Here is a 20301-nt window from a genome sequence, read left to right as displayed (position 1 = left end):
GAGATGGAAATGAATGGAAAAGGGGATAAACCGAGACCAGTTGACAAGCAGAAATTTGATACCAATCATGATGAGATTCGTTGGAAATCAAAGGTTTCGGGCGGCAGAGTGGATCAAATTCCATCCGAGGTAGGCAGGAAGAAATAAGTTACTCCGCGCATAATACTGCTTTAAACTGCGTCAGTTGCAAGTCAACCTTCTGCCTTCCCTCCTTACAGCCCAACAAAAGTGTCACTTTTTGAATGTTGAGCAGACTTGGCGTTGCGGGAAGAGGGATACAAAGTTCCTGCGTAAGCCAGCGGGTATGCCGGAGGTTAACAAATATTTCCTGAGATACACTTCGACCATCTGAAACAGGCCGCTCAAGACTTATCACTGCCTTTAGATCAGCCTCCCGATTCCGATAGCGGATCCGCAATACATTGCCCGATAACGACACCCCTTGTACTGGCTGATCTACCATCCAAGTCACCGCTGCCTGCCGGACGTTTTCACCCATCAGGCGAAATCCGCTGTTCCCACGACTCAGCTCCAGCCTGCTTTCATCCGGCGACCAAACCACTGTGCGAACCGCTGGAACCAATAGATCTACCGGTTCACCGCGGGGATAAACCACACGCAACCGCTCGAGCATCCCTCGCTGTTCAAGATATCGTGCCATAGCCTCGTCCCCCGCCCCCAAGCCACCCACAATCAGAGACATGACATGCACGGCCGTCTGACACTTAATGGGTAGCTGTGTTACCATGTGGGTCCCCTCCCAGGGCCCATGTTGCGTAAAAAGGGATGAGATTGCAGACCAGTTGTCTAGCAAGAAAGACTCCATCTCATCTGGTAAGATACTGTAGGCCACCCCCAGTGTGTAAATTGACGGGGCATTAGTGATTCGAGGGTCATTAACGACCGTAAGTTCCGGTACCCCAATCTTGCCACTGTACTGATTGCCATTCCCACTGTAGGCCTCTGACAGAAATCCCGGCAACTTATGTTCACGGGAATAGTCCAAATTGATCCGCACGGTATTTTCAAGATTCGCCCGCCATCCGGGAATGGAGCGCTCACCCATAAACAACGAAAGGCCAAGAGCCTGGAAGGCTGAACCCTCCCACAAGCCCAGCGTAAAGAGTTCCTGCCCACTGGTCATGACCCGGGATTTTACCTTAAACGCCTGATACCGCAGTGGGTCATCCGGAAAACCGAACCGGATCAGAACAAATTGGAGGGGGCCCCGGAATTCGTTGACGTAATAATCAGCAAACGCAACCTGCCACACTCCTGAGGGATCACCCCACCCCAGATACTGTTTATGGGTGGCATTCCACCCAAAGCGAAAAAGCCCCCGCTTGGAATCATAGAGATACTGATAACCAGGCCGCTGGGCATCTAAAAACTGTTCCAATCTCCCCCGGATGCTCTTAGCCAAGGGATTATTTGCTACTTCCGGCTTCAAAAGTACCCCTATGGTCTTTGCTACTGAAGCGCTTAAGTTGGCGTTATCACCAAAAACTACCTGCACCACGCGCCGATCAAGCATCGTCATGATTTTGATCTGGCCATCATGTGACGCATACGGAGCCAATACGCCCTTAAAGCATGCCTGCCCATAGCCAAATCCCGGCCCACGGATAATCTCGCCCTGTTCGTCATTCGCCCATGGCCGAACCCAACCGCATTTTTCAAGGGCCCGCCAAACCTCTAGCCCCTCTTGCGCTCCGTACGCTTCAACAAAATCCTGCTTATAAGCATCAGAGGCCAGTGGTGCCATACGGCGACCTTTGTCGAATCCGATAAAGTTGCACAATAACCCACGATCACTGAGATTAGGATCCGCCTGATCATGAAGCAGAGATCGAGTCACACGATCAAGCTGGATAAGGGCTTCGCCCCTCGACAAATAAGGTTGATCGGCACAGCCTGCCGCAATATGGGCCAGCAATTCCAGCCATTCACCTACCGTGGTAAGCTGGGTAAATCCACGTAATTGGAGGCCGGACTGATCGTCATCATTCCACCCCTCAACCGGATATCCTGACACCTCGTCAAACAACCCCTGCCCCGGCTTGATATAGCCCAAGGCATTCTTAACCAATTGCCGCATGTGAATATGTTGCGGCTTGATGGTGGGCAAAGAAAATTGAGAAGGTGCCGGATCACTACCTATAACACCTCTGGCAACCAGTGCCAGACCGACAATACAAATATGCAAGGTTCGTTTCATCAAAGGGGACTTTCCGTCAAATTGCGCGACACCTTCAACACCCGCAACTCACCACGAGGTTCCGTAAAATCAATCGGCAGGTGTACTTGGTTGTCCTTTAGTTTCGCCCCCACAACACCTTCCAGCGCCTGCCTCAACATCCAGGCGGCCGCCCCGGTATAGCCATTCCATATCATCCGTCCGGGCTCATAAGTCGTCAGGAAATCTGCCGCCTGTTTATTCGGCTGCCCTCCATAACGCTCGATCTGGTCGGGCGTTGTGTGTTCCAGCGGTGAAATCTTACGCCACAACCGTATCGCCGTTTCCCGGTATTGTTTTGCAGCAACCTCATCCCCCGCTGCCGCCCATTCTTCCGACAACTGCCGGGCCGCCCCCACCATCCACTGGACCCCATGGCAGTACATCCCATTCTCGCGCACACCTTCAGGATAGCGACAACTCCGCCCGAGAAATGGTTTGGTCTGCTCATTCAGGGCCGGCCAACCGAGTAAAATCACGTTATCCCGCTCCAATGTCCGAAGCGCGGTATCAAACATCGTCCTTCCCCGCTCCTTATCAATACCGGAAAAAACCGCCCAGGCAGCTGTCAGGGCATCCACTTCCCAAATCCCACTCCCTTTAACCCCGATCTCGGTACCATCATCGTGAATGGCTCGCAAATACCGATCCTCCCGCCACATCGCGTTAATGGCCACCCCTAACACCTCCCTACGCTGCCGGTACTCCGCGGCATGACGCGGCTTACAGTGTCGCTCCAGCAAGGGCATCAACTCGCGCAAAATGTAGTAGAGGAAGAAGCCCATCCACACACTTTCACCACGCCCCTCACTGCCAATTTCATCCAGTCCGTCATTCCAATCGCCAGTTCCCATCAAGGGCAAGCCATGCGCCCCCATCCGCTTGTGCAAGACCAGATCCAACGCCCGTCGCACGTGATCCAGAACAGAGTCTGCCCGGGTGGATCGAAGGGGAAAGAATCCCATACCCTGTTTGCCCTCAGGCAACGGTAACAGGGGAATCTCGGCATCCAGGTACGGCACCGTTTCATCCAACAGCGTTTCATCCCCTGTCATACGGACATATTCCGCTACCGCCCAGCCCAACCACAACAGATTGTCACAGGCATGTGAGCGGCTGGAAAAACTGGAGCGCCCGTCCTGTTGCAGGAAGAACCAATGCACGGTATCCCCCTCGACAAACTGCTGAGCGGCATGGAGCAGAATCTGACGCCGTGCCAATGCCGGATCCACCCAGATCAGATTTACCGAATCCTGTAACTGATCACGGAACCCGAAAGCACCACTGGCCTGATAGAACCCTTTACGCGCCCAGATGCGCTCGGCCAGCGCCTGGTAACGTAGCCAGTACAAATAGCTATCCAGGGCCGGATCGGAGGTTTCTACCACCAGCGTCCCCATAAACCCGTTCCACCAGCGGCGGGTCGCCTCAAGCTGACTTGCCGCATGTCCGGTCTCACCATAGCGAATAATCAGCCGTTCGGCCTCCACACGGGATCCAGCCTGCCCCAGTACCACAACCACTTCACGCTCAGAATGAGGCGGGATATCCAGCGCGATTCTGAATGCGACAACAGCCTGATCATCTCGATCTAAAAGCAAGCCAACCGCACCCTCCACCCAGACTGGATGAGCGACTGTCCTGCCAGCCCCGAAAAATTCACCTCGCCGGGTCGTACTCGCCTCGGGCCCCGGCGTCACCGCCACATAGGCGGGCCCTGAGCGGAATGTATTTCGGGGATTCTCAAACAACCAGCCATGCCCTACCGAGGCCGGATAACGATGTAACACCCCGGAGTGTTCAGGCTGAGCCGCCAAAGTAATCTGGAAATATGGGGCACAATAAAAACGCCGCACCTGGTCACCCTCATTACGCAACTTCAACTGATACACACCGATTGCCTCATCAGGCGGAACAAACACCGTCAATTCGCTGCTCAACGTCCCGTGCCGCATATGGAACACCGCCGTGCCATCAGTCCGAAAATCGGCCTCATATTCAGCACCCGGCGAACGCAGGGGCTCATAAGTAGGCGAGTACCACTGATTGTTATCGCGATCATACAGATAGATGGCCTCACCCGGTAACTCACGGGTCGTGGTATCCGCCCAGTCAGGAGTCAGCCGGTTCTGCTGGGAATTCACACTGGATGAAGTATGTAAACCACGATTCGTAACCGCCATCACATGGCCCAATGCATTTGCCAAGGTGTGATCAAACGGACGCGGCGTAAAGGGCGTCAGCACCCGCATCACACGCCCCCCCTCATCGAAGCGGGTATAGGGTCCCACCATACCCCGCGGGGGTCGCCCATGCCCGATGCGCAATCCGGTGGCCGGGGATACTGGACGTGGAAGACCAGGCGGGCAAGCGGCTTTTACCATGGCCTCGGCAGCCTGACGCGACGTCGCACAGCCCACCCATAGACGCACCGTCAACTCGCCGCCGGGCGGAAGTTCCAACCGCAAGGCCAAACTCCCGATACAATCGAACATGGGGCATGGTGCCAGGGCCACAGGCTCACGCCACTGCATTTCGTGCAGGGCTTCGGGTGCCCACAACGAGCCCGCTCGCCCAATGAATTCAACACGTGCCACATGCACCCCCTCCGGAGCACGATCTGCGGCCAGAAATCCAGCCAACTTACTGGTATGATGCACCGCGACCACAGCGTTCAACTCAGGCAGGAAAGACACATCCGGAAACAACCTGTTATATTGGGTATGCCCGCGATCAGCATCCATGCTGTTCAGCGACCATTCCACATAGGGAACCAAACATAGAGAGCGGACCCTCTCATCCGTATTACGAACCGTCACCGTCCAGGCTTCAAGCGACAACCCCTCATCCGGCAAGGTTACGCTGATATTGGCTTTAATTTCATGCTGAGCATGCAGGAACCGCAGATGGTCGCCCTCATCCAGCACCTCAGGCTGTGGCCCGATCTCCGCCGGGAAGTTACCCAACACCGGCCAAACCCGGTGTTTCCCGGAGGCATCCGGAATTTCATCCACTAAGAAAAATGCGCGCCCCGCAGGATCACGACCTTCATATGAACGCCGATGGACATCAAATTGTTGCGTCAGATACTCGGCACGGGGTGCCCCTCCAGGCTGTATGGAAAACGCATAGACGCTATTCTGTAACTCCGGCACGTCAGCAGGAATCTCTCCCCGGGCACGCATGATACGCCAAGCGGAAGCCAACAACACAACAGCCACAAAAATCACACCACCTTCAAGCAAGCCGGCACCAATCGACTGTCCCCAAATACGTTCAACTAACGGTGTCGCAGATAACTGCAGGGCTTTTGACTGATCCCAAACCTGATCCCAAGCCGCCCCGGCGGGAATGTAAAAGGGAAGCAATAAGGGAGCCCATGTGGTAAATCGTTTGATCCCCTCCGGAATAAAGCGGGCAGCAGCGTGGGAACCAAGGAAGCGTGATACACGCTCATCCAGCCGATCCATACCGAGAAAGCTGAGGTTCACAAGCGTGGCCACCCTCAAACCCATATGATCCAGCCAGATCAACACGCGAAACGTATCATAGGCCAAAACCCACATGAATACTTTCAAACTCCAGGCCGTAAAGGCAGATCCATCCAAAAGGCCGGTTTGTGCCACGCAAAAAATTGTGCGAATCGCACCGTCCTGATTATACCAGGTAGGCACGGGCATCTGGCGCAGGAACGTAAAAATAACAGGTGCCATCCATAATCCCCAGCGGAGGACAAAAATGGTCCCATCCGCCAGTTCCGCCACCCCCTCACGCGATGCCAGACGACGTACCGGCGCCCACTCGCGTTGAAACACAGCCAGCAGGAAGGACTTATTGATTGCAAACAGCCAGGCTGCCACGCCCCAGGAAATGACACCAGCCAAGGCCTCATTCCATAACAGCCTTGCCCCGCCCATATAGTCACCCAAACTCAGAAAACCCCAACGACTTAAAAGCGGATACACATCGTAGGGCATGGAGGCCTTTCCATATCCACAGTAAACCGCCAACTTCGTGGCCACCACCGGAGTTTGCGCCGCATCGAAATAGAAGCCCAAGGCCGCCCCTACCAGCCCCCCCAATACCGCCTCCACCCCATAAAGCCGCCACCCTGCCAGGCTCCCACGCCCGACAGCCACACGCCCCACATCACTCAAAATACTCATGCCGGCATAAACCAATACCCCGGCTACAAACCCCGCCCCGGCCCGTTCGGGGAGATCCCAGTCAATAAACTGGTGGCTCCAGGCCCAGACAATGACGAGGCCAACCGTCGCTCCGCGCAATGTCAGGGCTGGCCTGCAATAATTACGGAACAAGCGCCGGACAAACGAGGGGCTCCCGTCAAAACTCTCAATAATCGTTTTGATCAATGGAAACGTAATGGCACCCAAACATGCCCATGCTAAATAAGGAGCAGCAGTATAGGCCTGCATCCAGAGGGAAGAGGCTGCTAACAGTTGTCCCAATTGCAACAACCCCATGAACCACCCGCTGAAAACGAGGCCATTACGAAATCCTTTATGAGCAGAATCCGTCAAGGCGAACGATTGTAGCGTCCTGCGATGCATGGCATCTAACAGCATGCCGGTTAACAGGTAGGCTTCAGCCCATAACAATCCTTGTGACAGCATGGTGGCGACAACAGAAGCGAGCGGCTGCAGGAAACCAGGAAGGTCATAGAGGCCAGCCCCCATATTGGCAATGATGGGAGAGACGGCAACGGCCAGTGCAACGGCCACCAACACTTTGGCTGAGCCTGCCCCCCATAGGTTTCCCCCTCCACCGGCGGTGGTCGCCCTCCGGCCACATGCTGCGGCGGCCCCAAGGTTAAATATCATTAACATCAACATCCGGCCCACAACCACTCTGAGCTCATACCCGCCCCACACGCCGGGCAGCAGTAGTGAACCAGCCTGCAGCATCAGGTCGCGATTGGGAAGAGCCAGCAGGAGCCCAAATAGAAAGGGGATCGAAACCAGACGCAATCCCGTTACAGCATCCAACGGATGCTGCGTTGCCAACAGACGTCGCACATGGGTCACATGGTACAGCGCCCAGAACACAACAGCGCTCAACCGGGTCATTTGCCCCAGATCACCCCATTCTGTAGCGGCCGTCCAAATTGCCGGATCACTCGCTGCCACCATCAAGAGGCCGGGAATGATCACATGTTGAAAAGACTCCGCCGCAGTAGGCCCGCGTCCCGCCCAAAGCCGGGTGAATAAGGCGGCCATCAAGGCCCCGGCTAACGACACCCCTATAATTGTTAACGGAGACCGCCCAGGGCTCGTATTGGCGTTTGCCAACATGGCGAGCATCGCCCCTACGCCCAGGACACAGGCTAATCCGAAAATGAGATCCCGCTGCCAGCCCTGTTTGAGTCCGACTTTGTCGGGGTGTGCACAGGGTGCGCAGTCCCTTGCGCGCCGCATGACGCCCGCCACGGCGGCCGCCAGAAGCGCGGTCGCTAGCAAGCAAAGCCAGCGTCCGAAGGGACTGGCCAACACCAGCCGCCAAGGCGCCCAAACCACGAGTTTGGTTTTAATCCCAAGTCCACCTGAAAGAGCGGTTGCCCCCCCGGGATGCGCGACAACCAACACGGTTTCATTCCAGGAACCGATGCGGGCGGCATCAATGAGCAGCTTCCCCTGCCCTTGCCGCTTCCGCAGTACCAGCGGAATAGTCTGTACCCCTGATGATCCCTTGATTTCCCAACTGACACGCAAAGGAATCGGGGTATCGCGGGCAAGTTCATAGTCATAACGCAATACATGAGCCTTGGATGGAAGCCCATCCGTTTCCGTATATTTGGCCCAAATACCTGCCGCCGCCCCGGGAGGCAGGGAAAATTGAAATTGCCATGCCCGATTGGATTGAGTGAGTGAGGCTGAGGCACCCGCAATCTGAAAAACACCTTGCTGAGACGCATGGCTTAAAGCGCCATCATCCGGGAAAGCAGAGCGCGAAACACATAAGGCGGACAGGAGCCCAATAACTAGAATTTTTCTCATGATCCAAATTCTTTTAAACGAGCCCAAAAAATCGCCGGATCCGCGCGGCAAGCATAGATTGATTCTCCGGCACAGGCATTTTCGTTGATGAGATCGCCAGATGGGCCTGGCGCCCGGCTAACCGCTTTTCAAGCGCAGCCGCAAGTTTGCTGGCCAACTCGGAATTCGCCTTGAGCAAAGCGGCAAAGTCCTGACTCGACACCCGCACCACCTCTACATCTTCATCAGCCACCACCGAGGCCATACGTCGCTCTCCGGTAAGCAATGACATCTCACCGAAAAATTGGCCTTTTGACAGTCGCGCCACTTCAACTGAGACCCCATCAGTACCGCGGATTTTCACCACCACTGTTCCAGACCGGATCACATAAAACGAATCACCGGGGTCCCCCTCACGACAAAGAGTTTCTCCTGCTGCAAAGGGCACAGTATCCACCGAAGCAACCAACCCTTCACATTCGGCATCAGACAAGGATTGAAACAACTCCACCCGCTTCACGAGGTCCCGCACCGCCTTGCGATTGACCTCAAGGATATTTCGCTCACTTACCACCCGATTGCTGAGTCTCACATCCTGAATGGGATAGGGGATTCCAATTCCCTGGCGTTTAAACACATACCAAAGCCGATCCATGACCATGCTTTGAATTGGATCAAGTTGAGAATAATCTGCGATGAAAAACTTAATCGTAAAATTCATCGAAAAATCACCATACCCCGTAAGATTAGCGACAGGGGCGGGGGAACTCAACACCTCCGGGATATCCGCCAATACACTCAGTATGGCGCTCCTTACCGCATTAGGCGGACTCTCATAATCCACACCGATGGGAAGATAGCACCCATGCTGCGTGGTAGGCCTGGAATAATTGATAATCGCGTCCCGTGCGATGGAAGCATTAGGAATAATAATGTAATCCTCGGACTTGGTGCGCAACCTCGTCGCACGCCAGGTTGTATCCACCACGCGCCCCGTATTGCCGCTCACCGTCACCCAATCGCCAATTTGAAATGGACGCTCAGTATTCAGCGCCAGACCGGCAAATAAATTCCCCAATGTGTCCTGCGTCGCATTACCAACAATATAGCCAACGACCAGCGACGACATGGCGAAAATATCGAGATTCACTCCGGGGAAAAAACCGCGAATGATCAGGATCAGTGCCACCAGGGAGAGCACCCAACGCCCGATATCGCGCAATAGGAGCGGTACTTGGGGGCGCTTCCTCCACTGGGCCATCACATCAAAAAGAAAAACATCAGCACCTTTAAGACCGATAGAGGCTCCAAGAAAAATCGCAGCCGCAAGAATCGCATTAAGAACGTAAGGATTCAACTGACTGAGGAGCGGCTTAAAGCACACCAACAGCAGCAACACCATCATCAACAAATTCAAGGGAAAGCTGACATTGCGGAGAAGCCGTTGCTGGATCCAGAATCGCTGGGCCACCGAAAAGACCAGATATGCCGAAATAAATAAACCAAACCGGACCAGAAGACTGACGGAGTCGAACCGCCCCCCCTCCTGCACCAACGTCCACATTGCTAATTCCATCATGACGTCTCCGGCAATAAAAAAAGAGGAGGGCAGTTATCAGAAGCAGGTTATTTGCCCACCTTTTCAACAGCGGCACCTACCTTGGCACCACCAGGGACTTCGAGACCCGGGGCGGCATCTTTGCCACCACCCGCACCGCCTGCTTTGGCAATCAAGGCATCAAGTTTGGGCTGAACCAGATCCAAGGCTGCCTGAAGATCTGCGTCCTTGTTATCCTTATCTTTGCCCTTGCCCTTTGTTTTATTCTTCTTGAACTCCCGCTCCTCTTTCTTCGACTGGAGCTCCTCATATTTTGAGAGCGCCTCTTCGGCTTTTTCTGAGGTTGAATATTTCATCGAGGTCAGGATCGTACGGGGCGTCAATCGATTCCCGAGAAAAGGAGTGCCTTTGTTGAGTTCATCCGCGCGCCACTCTTTCGCCGCCTCTGCCACGGCCGCCGGTAAATATTTCTGTTCAAGTTTGATAACCGCCTCGAGCGCCTTGTATTCTGTCGCCGACATCGTCTTCACTTCGATTTGTTTATCCAGACCCTTAGTCTTTACAAAATAAAATTCCTCAGAAGCAGCCTGAACCGTCAACGAGGTCGCCACAAACGCCACCATTCCCAACATCCATTTATTTACACTCATAAAAACTCCTTACTAAGGTTTGACAAAGTGAATCTAAATATTAGCCCCGCCCCAGCCCTAGCACAAGCGGATTATACTTCTTTAAAAACGTCCACTTGAAGGTTCTTGTTAGCGGAATTGGCGACGGCCCAACCTGCGGCAATGCGGTAGCCGGGGATCCAGATGATTTCCCCGTCACACTCCACCACCGTCACCCGGTGCCGGTCGGCTCTCGGAATTTTCGCATCTACCAGAATATCCTGGATTTTCCTGGATCCCGTCATGCCAAATGGAACCATGCGGTCTCCCGCCTTCCACCCGCGAATCCACAGGGTTCGTTTAGCCCATACCGCCGCATTTAAGCTCGCCTTAGCAGGAAAAATTCCTGGGCCCGCCCCTTTCTCTTTAACCACGCCCGGTTTCTCCGTTATGGAAACGGTGAGGCCCCATTCTGGTATCACCGTCTTGCCAGGTACCTTCAGCTTGAGGCGCGCTGTAAGTGTCTCAACACATTCACGGGACTGGACTTGCAGGCAGCCATAATGTCGCCGCACTTTCCACCCACCCGATAATTCAACGGCTCCACTTCCCGTTGTTTGCCCGACCAACCGGTCAACTCGGGACACTGAATCAAAGCCCAATCCCTCTTCCGGCACGCCCTGCCCATAAAGCCATAATCGGATTACCCGCCTTCGGGCCGCAAGTGGATAAACGCCTAAACGGTCACTCCGCAGGGGGACACTCACCCCTTCCTCAAGACACTCCTTGAGGATTCCCCGCGCCAAGTCATCCAACCACTCATCTTCCGCAACCAACACTTCCCGGGTACGCTGTAGCGTCTGGCGAATTCCGGGATTATATTCCCGCGCCAACAAAGGAAGCAGTTCATGCCTGACGCGATTCCGCATAAAGGCGGAGTCCGCATTGGATTCATCTTCGCGCCAGAGATATTTTTGTGCCCGCAAATAGGCCTCAATTACAGATCGATGAATCTCGAGTAAAGGCCGCACGACCCTGATTCCTGAAACCTCTGTGGAGGGAGCTATTCCTGAAAGACCGCCCCGCCCTGCCCCGCGCAGGAACTTCAACAGCAGTGTCTCAACCTGATCATCAGCGTTATGAGCCGTCGCGATCATATCAGCCCCGACACGGAGAGCCGTTCGCACTAGAAATGTATAACGGGCCTCACGAGCGGCCATCTCCAGGGAAACACCTTCACGTTTAGCCAGAGCGGGAACTTTGGCTCGCCCGACAATGCAGGGAATTTTCAGGCGACGGGCCAGCTTCTGGACAAAGGCAGCATCGTCACGGGACGTTTTACCACGAATCCCATGTTCCAGATGAGCCACCGTCAATCGCCAACGATTGACCTTTGCCAGGGAATGCAGCACATGAAGCAGTGCCACCGAATCCGCCCCCCCTGACACTGCCACAAGAATCCGCCCCCCCTCCGGGAGGTGAGAATGATTGATTTTCAGCCTACTGCCCACTGCCTACTGCCCACTGCCCACTGGCGTAAGCTGGCGAATGCCGCCCATATAGGGAACAATCGCTTCAGGCAGCGTCACGGACCCGTCGGCTTCCTGGCCATTCTCCAGAATGGCAACCATTAAGCGCGGTAAGGCCACGCCAGAACCATTCAAAGTGTGGACAAAATCCAGTTTGCCATCTTCACGCCGGTATCGGATGTTCGCACGCCGTGCCTGGAAAGCTTCGAAATTACTGCAAGAGGACACTTCCAGCCACCCATTCTGGCCCGGAGCCCAGAGTTCAATGTCGTAACATTTCGCGGCGGCAAAACTGATATCACCCTTACAAAGCGACAGCACTCGATAATGTAGGCCCAGCCGCTGTAAGACATCCTCAGCATTCACCACCAACGCCTCCAACTCCGCATAGGATGTGGAGGGCTCAACAAACTTCACCATCTCCACCTTGTCAAACTGATGGACACGTATAATGCCACGGGTTTCCTTACCAGCTGCACCCGCCTCACGGCGGAAACACGGGGTATAAGCCGTCAGATAAACCGGCAGGGGCTTATCAATCACATCGTCCCGATAGTAGTTCGTCACCGGCACTTCAGCTGTGGGAATTAACCAGAGATCGTCGGTGGCGTGGTACATGTCTTCCGCCATTTTGGGCAACTGCCCGGTACCAATCATGGACGCGGTGTTGACAACAAACGGGGGCAACATTTCCGTATAACCATGCTCAGTCGTATGTAGATCAAGCATAAACTGGATGAGGGCACGCTGCAATTTGGCGCCCTGCCCGAGATATAGAGGAAACCCGGAGCCTGTCATACGGGCGCCTCGGGCAAAGTCAAAGATCCCAAGCCGTTCCCCGACATCCACATGACCCTTGGGCTGGAAAGCAAACGAACGCGCCACCCCATGAGTCCGAGCCACCACATTGGCGGCGGCATCAAGCCCGTCTGGCAAGCTGCTGTGCGGAAGGTTGGGTATTCGCAACAGGTTATCCTTAAGGCGGCTGTCAATTTCCCGAACTTCGACATCCTTTTGAACAATCAAGTCGCCCAACTCGCGCATAGATTTTTGTGTTGCAGCGGTGTCCTGGCCCTTACTCTTAAGCATACCAATTTCTTTCGAAACCACATTACGCTGATTTTTCAGGTTTTCGACTTCGGTCACCAGCTTGCGGCGGACGGCGTCATCGACGACCACGGCATCCAGAAACTCCAAACTGACGCCCCGCGATAATAATCCCTGGCGCACTTTATCCTCATGATCACGAATCAATTTGATATCCAGCATAACTCACCCCAATGGTTGGTTCATTAAAAGTGGGATGATGCTAGCGAAGCTAACGGCAGGATGCAATGATGGAAGAAAGGCTTAATTTGATTTGCATATCAGGGCTTCAATTTCATTGGCGAGGTAATTGTAATTTGTCGGGAATGCGAGGAGGTCATGGTTTGGAAGGAAATGTGAATCGTTTGTGGCGGAAAGATATCTTCAGCCCGATCCGCCCACTCAATGGCCGTAATTCCGTCCGATTCAAAATATTCTTCGAGTCCCAGCATCAGGGCATCGAGCGAATCGCGTAACCGATAGAGATCCACATGAACTAGTGAGCGGGTCCCACGGTATTCATGAACAAGTGTAAACGTGGGACTGGTTACTGGGCGATCCACTCCCAGTGCCGCCGCAAGACCTTGCACAAAACAGGTCTTGCCGCTTCCCAGATCGCCATGCAAAGCCAGTATCTGAGGCCCCGGCAATTGCTTCAACAAATGCCTGGCCAACTTATGCGTATCTTTCACGCTATTAGAGACGACGACTAAAGTGCTCATATCCATGAAGCATCAATTCCTTGGAAACTTGCCCATCACGCAATTCTACAAGCCCTGGCTTCGCTGTCATCGCCCCGATCCTGGAGCAAGGCAGACAAAACGCTTTTCGCCATGCAGATTCAAAAGACGCCGCTTTCCGGCGTTGAACTGAGAAGAGTAATTCAAAATCCTCGCCGTCGGCAAGTGCATGTTCAAGTGCCGGGCGTTTATCCTTCATTCGCCGGGCGGCCGCCGACACAGGAATGCAGCCTGCATCCAGCACCGCTCCGGCTCTGCTTGCGGCAGCCAACCGCCGCAAGTCCGTGGTTAACCCATCGCTGATATCCATCATGGCGGTAACCACACCAGACTCGCGCAGCCATTGTCCCTCGACCAGACGAGGTTCGAAGCGCAGATGGCGCCCCAGTAAACTCCCGCCAAGAGCGCCCGTCACATAGAGAAGGTCATCAGTCCGGGCTCCTGAGCGCAACACCGCCTGTCCACGGGACACGCGCCCCACGGCAAAAACATGCACCTCCAGAACGTTCCCGCTACTGGTATCACCCCCGACAATCGCCGCACTATGCCGGCGGGCCAATCGCGCCATACCCCGATAGATCGACTCAATGCGGGCTACCGATTCCGTTGGAGGGGAAACCAGATCCACAAGAATCCACAACGGTTCGCCACCCATTGCTGCGATATCGCTTAAGACCCGCCCCAAGGCTTTATGTCCAATGGCCGCCCCCGCCGTATCCGCCCCAAAATGGATCCCCTCAATTACAGGATCACTTTTCAGCAACAAATCATAAGGATCGCGACGCCCCGTCCGCACCACGGCACAGTCATCTCCAATGCCAGCGATCACATCCGCACGCCCCGGCACCAACCGTTTCAGACGCCGGATCAAGTTGTCTTCACCTATCTGTTGAGCGTTCATGGAATGATTATCCGTTAATTGTTATCGGTTCCTGGCTGCTCACCCCGCCCGCGGAATGCGAAGATGAAAAGTGCTGCCCTGACCGGGAACACTTTCGACAGAGACGCTGCCATGATGGGCGAGGGCGATATGTTTGACAATCGCCAACCCCAGGCCGGTCCCGCCCAGGGCACGACTCCGCGCCTGATCCACCCGGTAGAAGCGCTCAAAAATACGCGTCCAGTGCTGTCGCTCGATCCCCCCACCCTGATCCGTCACCCGAATCTCAACGAAGTCCTGAGCCCGAACACCAGTTACCGTAATACGCGTTTCTTCGGGGCTGTATTTGATGGCATTGTCCAGCAGGTTACCAACCGCCTGCTCCAATAACGGAGCATTGATAAGCGCCTGACAGGCATCCGGGAAATCCATGACCAGCAGAATTTCTTTGGCCTCAGCCCGCTTTGAAAACGACTGAACGGCACGGGCAACAACATCCTGCACAGAGCCCGGCCCCAATACGATCACCCCGCGCTCCGATTCAAACTCCAACCGGGACAGTGCGAGAAGATCCTCCACCATCAGTTCAAGCCGGTTCACATGACGTTCCATCATATCGAGAAAATGCTTCGCTTCCTCGGGCCGATTCACCGCCCCGTCAGACAAGGTTTCAACACACCCCTTCAATGTTGTGATGGGCGTCTTCAATTCGTGTGAAACATTGGCGACGAAATCACGCCGCATGGTTTCCAGCCTTTTCAGCCGGGTGATGTCATTCATGACTACCAGTGCCCCGATATTTTTCCCGTCCGCGTCTTTGAGCGCCGTGCCATGCAATTGAATGAAGCGTTCCTCCTCACCACGCAGCACAATCTCCCGTTCCTTAGGATCCGATGCGGCCAAGGTCTCGGCCAGAAATTCCTGCAACTCAATATTCCGGATCGTTTCAAGAATATGGCGACCACGACCTTCATCCGGCTTCAGTCCCAACAAGCGACAAGCCGCAGGGTTGATATGCAACACACGTTCCGTCATATCTACCGCCAGAACGCCCTCCATCATATTCGCCAACACCGCCCGCTGCTCATTATGCTGAAGCGCCACAGTACGTACCCGTTCATGAAGTTGCAGCGCCATTTGATTCATGGTCTTCGCCAATACGCCCATCTCAGCAGTGTCCGGCACGGGAATCCTGGCATGCAACTCCCCATTGGCAAATTGTTCGGAAGCCTGTCGCATATATTCCAGTGGCCGGGTAATCCGCCGTGAGAGCGCCAGCGCCAACAGGGCAAACAAAGTCGCCACCACTACCCCCCCAAAAGCAATGGTGCCATAGAGGGCCTTGAGCGCGTCATCAATCACCGCGATGGGGAGCGAAACCCGCACCACCCCGGCAATGGTCGCCTCCTGCCAAACCGGAATGGCCAGATACATCAGACGGCGTCGCAAGGTATCACTATAACGAGAAGCCTTACCCGTCCGTCCCGCCAGTGCCTCGCGAATCTCAGGCCTGTTCTGATGATTTTCCATGCCCGCCGGACTTTCAGAAGAGTCGGCAATGACCCGGCCGTCCGGCAGAATCACCGTGACACGGGTCAGCGTCAGCCGTCCCAGATCGTTGATCAGTTGATTCAAAGCTGCCGCATTCTGCTCCAGGGGGGGCGTAAGCTCCAGGGCAATGATCCTGGCTCGCGCCAACAGGTCAGAGGCAACCTGATCCTGATGGAACGTGTACAATGAGCGATCAACGTACCAGGCGGTTGCCGCAAGAGTACCGAGGGTTACGATCAGAAAATAGGTGTAAATTCTCCAGAACAATCGCTTTGGTCGCATACTCACTCCTTAAACCGGTACCCTACCCCGCGTACGGTTTCAATATATTCGCCCCGTTTTCCAAGTTTCCGCCGCAGCGAAACCATCTGCACATCCACCGCACGGTCGGTAACCGCATAATCCTCACCCTTCACGCCGTCGACAATCTGCTCGCGGGTAAATACCCAACCCGGACGCTGCGCTAAAAAATGCAGCAAACTGAATTCCGAGGCGGTGAGTTCAATTGAGGTTCTTCCACACAACACTTCATGCCGTCCTGGATTGATCACGATGTCATGCACCTTGAGTGTCACATCGGGTTTGGCCTGGATTTGTTCGTGACGTCGGAGCACGGTATGAATCCGCGCCAGCAACACCTTCATACTGAAGGGCTTAGCAACATAATCATCCGCCCCCATTTCCAGCCCAACGACCACATCCGCTTCTTCACCCTTGGCGGTGACCATGATAACGGGAATTCCCACCGTTTCGGGTCCGGCCTTGAGTAACCGGCAGATTTCCAGCCCCCCCACACCCGGCAACATCAAATCCAACAATATCAGATGCGGCTTTTCCCGGGAAATCGCCTGCAGTGCCTGCTCCCCGTTGGCAAGGCCGGTGACCTCAAACCCCTCCCGTGTCAAATTATAGACCAGGAGATCCAGAATATCGCGTTCATCCTCGACAACCAAAATGTGTGTTTTAGTCATTTGCATCATTTACCTTTGAGCATAGTAGGCAAACTCCGCGGTAAAGGGAAAAAGTTTCTTGTTAGAAGTTCATGAGGAAATTTTCGTGATTTTTTCACCTTCTTATGGCATAAGTTCTCCCCATGATAACTGCCATCAGACGACTACTCGGGTATGACGATAAGTTCTTCAACCTTCTGGAAGCCAGTGCCGACGAAGCCAAGGCCAGCGTCCAGCTTCTACTCACCATGATCAAATCGCCGGAGAGCACCACATCCATGGGTGATTTCATCCAATCCCGCCGCAAGGATAAGCGGATTACGGAACAAATCACCGAGGAATTATGTAAAACCTTTGTGACGCCGCTGGAACGTGAGGATATCGAGTCCCTCTCCCTCGCGCTATATAAGATCCCGAAAACTGCAGAAAAATTCAGCGAAAAATATATGCTCTGCAAGAGCATGCTGAAAGATGTAAGTTTTCTCGAACAAGCGGCTATCCTTGAAAAAACCACCGATACCGTCGCCCAGATGGTTAAAAAGCTCCGTGCAAAAGCCCATCTTGAGGAGGTCAAAGAATTCAACAACCGCCTCCACTATCTCGAGGGTGAGGCCGATAAACTCATGCTCGATCTGGTCAAGGACTTGTATAGTGGCAAACATGACCCTTTAAAGGTCATCATCATTCTCGACCTGCACGAGACGCTTGAGAAAATTATAGACCGCTGTCGCGATGTCGGGAATATCATCTTTCAGGTCGTTCTGAAGTATTCCTAGCCGAACCCCGCACCCAAGAATACAAGCATGCTCACCCTCATTCTGATAGTGCTGCTGATCGCATTGGCCTTTGAGTATATCAACGGCTTTCACGATACCGCCAATTCCATTGCCACCACGGTTTCAACCAAGGTGCTTAGCCCGCGTCAGGCCGTGTTCATGGCCACCTGCTTCAATCTACTGGGTGCCATGGCTGGAATTTCAGTAGCCAAAACAATCGGACAGGGTTTGGTGGATACGGCTTATGTGGGGATCGATACCATATTGGCATCCCTTTTGGGGGCGATCATCTGGAACCTGCTGACCTGGTGGCTGGGGCTCCCCTCCAGTTCAAGCCACGCCCTGATTGGCGGACTCTGCGGAGCCACGCTGGCATCGTCCCATGGAAACTGGCACGTTATTAAATGGGCCGTACACAATCCTGCCACAGGCCACTCGGAAGGACTCTGGCCCAAGGTGATCATGCCTATGTTCGCGTCACCTGCAGTTGGCTTTGTTTTCGGTGCGCTGCTGATGGGGCTCCTGGTCGTCATCCTTCACAAAATGCGCCCGCTTCTAATCAATAAAATCTTTTCAAAACTCCAATTGGCCAGCGCCGCCTGGATCAGTTTCAGTCACGGCACCAATGATGCCCAGAAAACCATGGGCATCATTGCCTTGATTCTTTTTACGGCGACCACAAAAAGTGACGCCTTCGGAGCGCTCCCCCCCTGGCTGGAATTCCTGAGAACTCCGGAATTCACCGTGGCCACCTGGATCAAGGTCACCTGCGCCATAACCATGGCTGCCGGCACTGCGGCAGGAGGCTGGCGCATTATCCGCACCATGGGACATAAAATTGTACGGATGCAACCCATTCATGGCTTTGCCGCTCAAACCACAGCTGCCGCCATCATTTCGGTGGCCACCCATTGGGGTATCCCTCTCTCCACCACCCACGTCATCTCCACCTCGATCATGGGGGTTGGTGCCACCAAGCGGCTCAGCGCTGTAAAGTGGGGTATTGTGGGCCGCATTGTCTGGGCTTGGGTACTGACCATTCCTGTAACCGCCATCCTTGGTTACTGGCTCGAAAAGGCACTCCTACCCATCTGGATGAAATAACTCATTAACCGGGCCGATGTCGAATGGATGCTGGCCCAGCTCTTTGCCCCACTGGACCACTCAGGTTGATGTGCCTTATGGTCTCACTTTCTCAAGGATTGATATTCGAGTACACTCTCCAAATCTTTATCTCCACGCCCGGAAAGGCATACCACGATAGTACCCTCTTTCCCAATCTCCTGAGCACGTTTTCGTGCCTCGGCAATGGCATGACTGGATTCAAGTGCAGGGATGATTCCTTCCAACAACGTCACATCATAAAATGCAGCTACCGCCTCACGATCAGTAATCCCCGAGTAGACCACACGTTTTAAATCCGCCCATAGAGCGTGCTCGGGCCCCACCCCAGGATAGTCCAGCCCGGCACTGATCGAGTGGGCATTGACAATCTGACCGTCTTTATCCTGAAGCACATAGGATTTGCTGCCATGAAGAATCCCCGCCCGCCCGGCTTCGATACTGGCCGCATGTTGGCCTGACGCCAGCCCATGTCCCGCGGCCTCCACCCCAACCAACCGGACGGCGGTGTCATTGATGAAGGGATAGAACATACCAGCCGCATTACTGCCGCCTCCCACACAGGCGATCACCATGTCGGGCAAACGCTGTACCTGTTCCAGAAACTGTTCCCGCGCCTCAATTCCGATAACGCTTTGAAAATCCCGGACCATCATGGGATAGGGGTGCGGCCCGGCCACTGTGCCGATAACATAAAACGTGGTATCCACTTCCGCCACCCACGCACGCAACGCCTCGCTCATGGCATCCTTCAGCGTCCTGGTACCACTAGTCACAGGCACCACGCGCGCCCCCAGGAGTTTCATCCGGGTCACATTGGGAGCCTGCCTCCGAATGTCCTCCTCCCCCATATAAACGTCACATTCCATACCAAAGCGTGCCGCCACCGTAGCGGTAGCCACACCATGCTGACCAGCACCGGTCTCCGCCATCAATTTCTTTTTTCCCATCCGTCGCGCTAATATCGCCTGCCCCAGTGTATTATTTACCTTATGAGCCCCGGTATGATTAAGATCCTCGCGTTTAAGGAATATCCGGGCTCCACCAAAAGCTTCTGTCAATCGCGGCGCAAAATAGAGGGGCGAAGGCCTCCCGACATAGTGCTTGAGCAAGTCGCGAAATTCCGCATCAAACGCGGGGTCAGCCTGAGCGGCCCGATATGCCGTTTCGACTTCAATCAATGCCGGCATCAAAGTTTCCGCCACATAGCGCCCGCCATAAACCCCAAAATGCCCCATCTCATCCGGACCTGATTTCAAATCTTTCATCTTG

General features: G+C 54.4%; 13 protein-coding genes. 2 read left to right on the top strand and 11 right to left on the bottom strand.

All coding sequences use genetic code 11. The features are described from left to right. Positions 1-148: 148 nt before the first annotated feature. From WCI03_07350 to WCI03_07305, 10 genes are all read right to left on the bottom strand, one after another. Positions 149-2218, bottom strand: a complete 2070-nt coding sequence (locus WCI03_07350; protein MEI8139666.1) for a hypothetical protein — start codon at positions 2216-2218, stop codon at positions 149-151. Continuing rightward, positions 2218-8250 carry a hypothetical protein gene (locus WCI03_07345; GenBank protein ID MEI8139665.1) on the bottom strand — a complete coding sequence of 2011 codons (6033 nt, stop codon included), beginning with the start codon at positions 8248-8250 and terminating at the stop codon, positions 2218-2220. Before WCI03_07345 ends, WCI03_07350 begins: the two co-directional genes overlap by 1 nt. A gap of 13 nt (positions 8251-8263) precedes the next feature. Next, the gene (locus tag WCI03_07340; protein MEI8139664.1) at positions 8264-9808 is read right to left on the bottom strand and encodes a mechanosensitive ion channel family protein; all 1545 of its coding nucleotides are present in this window, start codon (positions 9806-9808) and stop codon (positions 8264-8266) included. A gap of 47 nt (positions 9809-9855) precedes the next feature. Beyond that, on the bottom strand, positions 9856-10437 hold the full coding sequence (locus WCI03_07335) for a hypothetical protein (protein ID MEI8139663.1): 582 nt from the start codon (positions 10435-10437) through the stop codon (positions 9856-9858). Positions 10438-10508: 71 nt separating this feature from the next. Next, positions 10509-11849 (bottom strand): tRNA lysidine(34) synthetase TilS, encoded by a 1341-nt coding sequence (gene tilS, locus WCI03_07330; GenBank protein MEI8139662.1) that lies wholly within the window; start codon positions 11847-11849, stop codon positions 10509-10511. A gap of 60 nt (positions 11850-11909) precedes the next feature. Next, positions 11910-13193, bottom strand: a complete 1284-nt coding sequence (gene serS, locus WCI03_07325; protein ID MEI8139661.1) for a serine--tRNA ligase — start codon at positions 13191-13193, stop codon at positions 11910-11912. A 98-nt stretch (positions 13194-13291) separates the two neighbouring features. Further along, a complete protein-coding gene (tsaE, locus tag WCI03_07320) occupies positions 13292-13732 on the bottom strand; it encodes a tRNA (adenosine(37)-N6)-threonylcarbamoyltransferase complex ATPase subunit type 1 TsaE (GenBank protein ID MEI8139660.1) in 441 nt (146 codons plus the stop codon). Then, on the bottom strand, positions 13707-14651 hold the full coding sequence (locus tag WCI03_07315; GenBank protein MEI8139659.1) for a thiamine-phosphate kinase: 945 nt from the start codon (positions 14649-14651) through the stop codon (positions 13707-13709). Before WCI03_07315 ends, tsaE begins: the two co-directional genes overlap by 26 nt. A 39-nt stretch (positions 14652-14690) precedes the next feature. Continuing rightward, positions 14691-16463, bottom strand: coding sequence for an ATP-binding protein (locus tag WCI03_07310; protein ID MEI8139658.1), 1773 nt, complete (start codon positions 16461-16463; stop codon positions 14691-14693). Between the two features lie 2 nt (positions 16464-16465). Further along, positions 16466-17152 carry a response regulator transcription factor gene (locus WCI03_07305; protein MEI8139657.1) on the bottom strand — a complete coding sequence of 229 codons (687 nt, stop codon included), beginning with the start codon at positions 17150-17152 and terminating at the stop codon, positions 16466-16468. A gap of 122 nt (positions 17153-17274) precedes the next feature. Here WCI03_07305 and WCI03_07300 point away from each other — a divergent pair, with 122 nt between their 5' ends. Beyond that, positions 17275-17907 carry a DUF47 family protein gene (locus WCI03_07300; GenBank protein MEI8139656.1) on the top strand — a complete coding sequence of 211 codons (633 nt, stop codon included), beginning with the start codon at positions 17275-17277 and terminating at the stop codon, positions 17905-17907. Between the two features lie 27 nt (positions 17908-17934). Further along, on the top strand, positions 17935-19011 hold the full coding sequence (locus WCI03_07295; protein MEI8139655.1) for an inorganic phosphate transporter: 1077 nt from the start codon (positions 17935-17937) through the stop codon (positions 19009-19011). An 83-nt stretch (positions 19012-19094) separates the two neighbouring features. Here the strand turns inward: WCI03_07295 and trpB are convergent, their stop codons facing one another. Continuing rightward, positions 19095-20297, bottom strand: coding sequence for a tryptophan synthase subunit beta (gene trpB / locus WCI03_07290; protein MEI8139654.1), 1203 nt, complete (start codon positions 20295-20297; stop codon positions 19095-19097). Between the last annotated feature and the right edge of the window lie 4 nt (positions 20298-20301).

The sequence above is a fragment of the bacterium genome (assembly GCA_037143175.1).
Classification (GTDB): Bacteria; Verrucomicrobiota; Kiritimatiellia; order CAIKKV01; family CAITUY01; genus JAABPW01.
This window is presented reverse-complemented; position numbering and strand designations above follow the sequence as displayed.